This is a genomic window from Methanoregula sp., assembly GCF_041663825.1.
Classification (GTDB): Archaea; Halobacteriota; Methanomicrobia; order Methanomicrobiales; family Methanospirillaceae; genus Methanoregula.
The window spans coordinates 1-5,021 of the sequence record NZ_JBAYLY010000059.1 but is presented as its reverse complement, the minus strand read 5'-3'; the positions used below and the strand labels follow the sequence as shown (position 1 = coordinate 5,021).

The window sequence follows — 5,021 nt, the reverse complement described above, 5'->3', positions numbered from 1 at the left end:
TTCGTTAAGCCACTTCAAACGGGAACTCTGGACCTTCGACCACCAATACAACAACTGGAGAAAGCAGGAGATCCTGGACTGGATGACTCCAGCATCCGTCTATCACAACGAAATCAATTTCAACAAAAACAGAAAATTATCCTTAAGCGGACATAAACTCTGTCAACAAATCGGACATTAATTGTGGCACTCTACAGATAGAGAAAAAGACACCGACGATGATTGAGAAAATTTTAGATCATGTCAGGACATGAGGAAATTTTTTGTCACACTATATTCAGTTGTAGAGTAGGTCACTACCGGAAACGCCAGATCCGGTTCGTGGGATACCGGCACATTTTTAAACATACATAAATAAAAGAAAAAGCGGTATACCTCAATAATGAAAAAAACGATGTGTTTGATGATTCTCGTAGGGATCACCATACTGATGCTTCTCGTAACGGGGTGTGTGACGCCTCCAAAGGGAACTACGATCTCTTCAACTTCCGGTAGTAACAATACCACCGGGGGTCTCACTCCCATAAATACGAACCGCCCGGAAACAACTGCATCCCCAACATATGTGACTGTGGCAACGCCTTTTATGACAAGCAGTCCTGATGCCCAAACCAGTACTTCGGAATTTAATATATCTGTAATACCCACATCGCGTCCTGATGATATGTCATGCCTCATCTACTTCAACACATCTTATTATTCTTATAGTACAAACGCGGTCACCTTTAATCTCAAGAATCCTCCGATGTATATCAATTATACAGTTAAACCGGTTAACATCACCGTAAACAAAGTTGCTGCATCGAAGTCGGGATCTAAAGAATGGCAGACCATCACGTTTTCCGATTACGCACCCTACTCATGGTTTGACATTACCGTCAGGGATAAGAATACTGGGGAGATTCTCCTTCAGGATGGATTTGGGGAAGCCAGGGGATATGGAATCTACACAGATGCTACCCTGAAACCCATTCTCACATCCAATGATCTCCTGATCGAAATGCGCGGGAATAGTATAACCGCAACGACGGGTATCTGGGTAAAACCGGTGGGCAATATCGACGATCCGCAAAATCAATCATTTCTCGAATGTAAATTTTGGGGACAACCACGGAATTCCCTACCGTTTGCGACGGCAACTGCAACACCCACGTGGGTTCCGGAAAACCAGGTTATACGATAATCATCTGATGAGTGAATCTTTTTTTATAGATTGCAGATATGCTGCAACCCTATCATAAAATGAAGATCTTTTCTTTAAATGGTGAGATATTTAAGCGATGAAAACGATTTAAATAAGGCAGGCGCAAGCCGATCGCAAGTCCCGGTGGGGTAGTGGACATCCTAGAAGATTGCGGATCTTTTGACCCGGGTTCGAGTCCCGGCCGGGGCGTATCATTTTTTTTAGTCTGAATTTTTTACAACAAAGGCTGTTTGCATAAAAGCCCGAGAGCCGAACGTTAACAAATTTATCTTAAAGAATCGATAAAAAAAGTAATGCCGCAGCACCACATAATCCGTCCATCAGATTATCAGTTTCTTCTTCCTGATTAAATCCCAATCCCGACATTCCGGTTGTTAGCGCCGCAGAAATTTCTGCAGGATTGTCATATCGCTGCCCTTGGGGGTCTTTTTGACCGGTAGTCTTTTTTGAGGTAGATCTTCTTCCTCATCCTCATGGACCTCCTCAATCCGCGGGACCTTATGCAGATGGGGTTGGGTTGTTGCGGCAGCTGCTGGAACCGGACGGGGGATTGTCTTTGCCAGGCGCGCCGCCGGGTCGGTTTTTGAACGTCCGAGCCGTGTCCCGCATCCCGGACAGAAATTTGCTTCTCCGGGAAGTCTCTTTCCACAATTATGGCAGAACTGCGGGTTGTCGGCAGGCTCTTCCGGTACCGGCTTTCTGTGAATGGCAGGCAACTCCTCCGGGACGATCTCCCGTGCAGACTCGTGTTCCGGAACAGGACGGCGCAGGGGTTCGGCGGGAACGCTCCTTACCGGGTGGACGCCGGTCTGCCGCACCGGCTGCACTGGATTTTTCATCGCGGTTCGCATCGCCGCATGGACTTCCGGTTTCCTTACGATCTGCATGTGACTTCTCGCAGGTATGGAGGTCTCACGGGTCACCGGAATGCGGTTTTGCGGTTCCTCTATAGTCCTGATCTGCACCCGTCTCTGGGGTGGAACTTCCGGTTCGGGTTCCGGTTCACGGGCAAGGGGGATCAGCCGTTTTACCGGGAGCTGGCGTTCGTGCTCCTTGAGGGGTTTTCTTGTCGGGTGCAGTTCCTCTTGCCGGATCAGGGGTTTTGTCGGCCGGGTCAGGGGCTCTTCATCCAACTCTTCAACGGGCTCCTCTTCCACGGGAGGCTCCGGCTCTTTTTCTACGGGTGCAGCCTGACGCGATTTCTTTGTTTCCGGTTCCTGGTGGAGCAGCGCTATCCAGTCTTCGCTCTCCCCGGTGCGATCAGTGCTGTTCTGGGCAAAGACCAGTTTCATGGTCTTGATCTCATTATCAACAGATTTTATGGAGAGCACCAGCACCGGATCGGAATTCTCCGAGGATTCCACGGTACTATCGGATATCGTGTCGCGCGGGATGTCCTTTGCCGTTACTTTAATTTTCTTTTCCTGAGTATCGATTAAAAAAATACGCTTATTCGTCAGATATGCATGGAAAAAAAACTTTTTTACCGAGACATTGAGAGAGCCTATCAACACCTGCTCTCCCGGCTGGAGAATGGCAGAAAGCCCGCCTTCCTCCTCTTCACCATCTTCGTTTTTCGGTTCATCGACCGGGGATGCGGCTGGCTCTGTTTTCGGGGCAGGCCGGGGCGGGATATTCCGCTGCGGAACCTGTGCACTTTTGCTGCCTGTGGATCTTGCTGGCTGCTGCGGTATTTCGCCCCCGCAGTACCCGCAGACCTCGACATTATCCCGGATATTCATCCCGCAGTTCGGACACTTTTTCATCGGATATCTCCCCTGTCCCGTTACCAGAGTAGGTAATTATAATGTTCACATAGGATATGAAAAATTCTCTGATCCTCTCAAGGCTCTATTTGTATTACTGTGGTGCTGCAGGAACCTGGAGGTAGCGGCTGCGCAGGTCAAAAACTGCAGCATCTATCGCAATATCGTCAGAAAGTTCATGGAGCCAGATGACCGGCGTGCTCCTGAACGCTGTAACAATACTATTGATCCGGCATGCTGTTTCATCCCCATCACGATAGCACTGGTCAGCTGTAATGTTCCCAAATGTGCGATCAATGAGATCGGCATATAATGAGTGGCATCCGGCAACATGGCAGAGTTTTCCCTGCACATACACGATCAAAAGTCCTTTTTTATGTGCCTGATCCTCATCCTGCATGGCAAACGAGCCAAAATCCTCATCGCCGTACCGGTTCAGGAACTGATGATAAAGGGGATCATTCTTCTTCTGGAGTTCTTCTGTTACCGGGCCAAGGCGGAGCGGGAGATACCCCGGGTACTCCTTCACAAGGAGTGGTTTTACATCTGCAAATACCGGGGATTCAAGGGCCTGCTGCACGGTGCGTGCTGAATGTGTGAAGAGATCGTGCCTGACCCCACGTAAAAACCGGAGAGTCACGGGCCTGAAGTAGAGGGTTTTTGCGGTGCCGGTAACCGTAAGGCTCCCATCTTTAAGCAGGGAGAACGTGGCCGGGACTCCTTCGACTTGACGTGCAGGTTTTACCGGGCGGTGAACCTCAACCGGCTGCGGATTTGTGATGGCGGTTTTTTGGGGGGCCATACGATACCGGGATGTGGCTATGCGGGAGGCGGGCCGTGCGGTTTTTTCCTCGCGTACCAGCGCCGCCCAGTCCTCCGACTTTTTGCACGAATTAAGGTATTGCCGCCAGCGCGGGTCTGCAATCCGGGCGATCGAGACCAGCCGGAAACGATCTTTTTCCGGGATAAACTTTGCGCCGCAGTGCGAGCAGTCCAGATAGTAATCGGTTGGGGGGATGCCAAACAGTCGTTTGCCAATCACCCGGCTGATAATACCGGTCCGGCAGATCGGACATTGTGCGAGCCATGCTTCTGTTTCCCCTCCGCTGGAACATGTGCCACCACAAGGTAACATGTCTCCAGATGCGATATGCCATGTCCATGCAGGGAGCAGCCGGATTCCCCGCATCTGCGTGTGGGTGGCTGCATCTATCACCTCGGCCGGCTCGGCAAGGCCGGCGCTGACCAGGATCTCTGCGATGACCGGTGCGGCTGCACCCTGATCGCTCCCGAAGCGTTCGTTGAGGCACTCGCTAAGTCCCGGAAGGATGACGGTATCCCGGGATGCGGCACGCAGGGGCAGCGTCCGCTTAACCTCGGCATTCAGACACTCCATGGTCACGCCCACGAGTTTTTCTGTAATTTCAACATCAGCTCTTGTAAACGGGAGTCGTCCGATGCGGCGACTGATAGTCTCGCAGGCAAGTGCGTGGATATTTTTTGGGATCGGGAGAAACTGTGGGGAGGTCATAGGTCATCACGCTGCTGCTAATTATTGGAAGGACAGGGGGATAAACACTTGCGGACGTTTTGGTGATCAGGCACCGGGGGATTTTCACGTTCCATGGTACAATTCCATTTGGTGTGTGGAGAGTGGAGAGCGGGAGGAGATTCTGGGGAATGATGGTCCCGGATTATGTCGTTGAAACGGTTAATTCGGAAGGTACTGGCTATCATTAGATGATCGGTACAGCTGTAGTTTTATGAATAGGGGGTAATTTGTGCAGCCCGAATAGTGGCCAGTCACGTGGAACCCCGTACAGCATTTATCTCTTCTTCTTCATGATAAAGTGAAAAGCAACATAGACAATGCCGATGATGGCCGCAATAATAAGGGAAAGGTAGACCGGTTGGGAGATGATGCCTGCAAGACCGGTCAGATTTTTCACATTGATTGTGACTTTCATCGGGTCCGAGATGTAGGTCGTATCGAGTGCATCGCGGTACCGTATCTCAGAATCAAGCCCATATTCCTTGATCGTTGCATCCCT

At 50.5% G+C, this 5,021-nt stretch carries 3 protein-coding genes, 1 tRNA gene and 2 pseudogenes; 3 read left to right on the top strand and 3 right to left on the bottom strand.

The features are described from left to right. The 3 genes and pseudogenes from WCX19_RS14875 to WCX19_RS14865 all read left to right on the top strand — a co-directional run. Nucleotides 1-181 (top strand): annotated as a pseudogene (locus tag WCX19_RS14875) (transposase); the annotation flags it as partial. 222 nt (nt 182-403) lie between these two features. After that, nucleotides 404-1,183 carry a hypothetical protein gene (locus tag WCX19_RS14870; protein WP_373009501.1) on the top strand — a complete coding sequence of 260 codons (780 nt, stop codon included), beginning with the start codon at nt 404-406 and terminating at the stop codon, nt 1,181-1,183. A gap of 138 nt (nt 1,184-1,321) precedes the next feature. Beyond that, nucleotides 1,322-1,393, top strand: a tRNA-Arg gene (locus tag WCX19_RS14865). Between the two features lie 185 nt (nt 1,394-1,578). On the opposite strand, the gene WCX19_RS14860 is transcribed toward WCX19_RS14865, so the two are convergent. The 3 genes and pseudogenes from WCX19_RS14860 to WCX19_RS14850 form a co-directional block, all read right to left on the bottom strand. Beyond that, nucleotides 1,579-2,970, bottom strand: coding sequence for a zinc-ribbon domain-containing protein (locus WCX19_RS14860; protein ID WP_373009499.1), 1,392 nt, complete (start codon nt 2,968-2,970; stop codon nt 1,579-1,581). 94 nt (nt 2,971-3,064) lie between these two features. Continuing rightward, entirely contained in the window at nt 3,065-4,501 is a 1,437-nt protein-coding gene (locus WCX19_RS14855; protein ID WP_373009497.1) for a hypothetical protein, read from the bottom strand. A gap of 295 nt (nt 4,502-4,796) precedes the next feature. Then, nucleotides 4,797-5,021: pseudogene (locus WCX19_RS14850) on the bottom strand (S-layer protein); the annotation flags it as partial.

What these genes read in the sequence shown, in the direction of transcription:
- WCX19_RS14860 (WP_373009499.1), bottom strand. Translation starts at nt 2,970, where the DNA reads ATGAAAAAGTGTCCGAACTGCGGGATGAATATCCGGGATAATGTCGAG.
- WCX19_RS14855 (WP_373009497.1), bottom strand. Translation starts at nt 4,501, where the DNA reads ATGACCTCCCCACAGTTTCTCCCGATCCCAAAAAATATCCACGCACTT.
- WCX19_RS14870 (WP_373009501.1), top strand. Translation starts at nt 404, where the DNA reads ATGATTCTCGTAGGGATCACCATACTGATGCTTCTCGTAACGGGGTGT.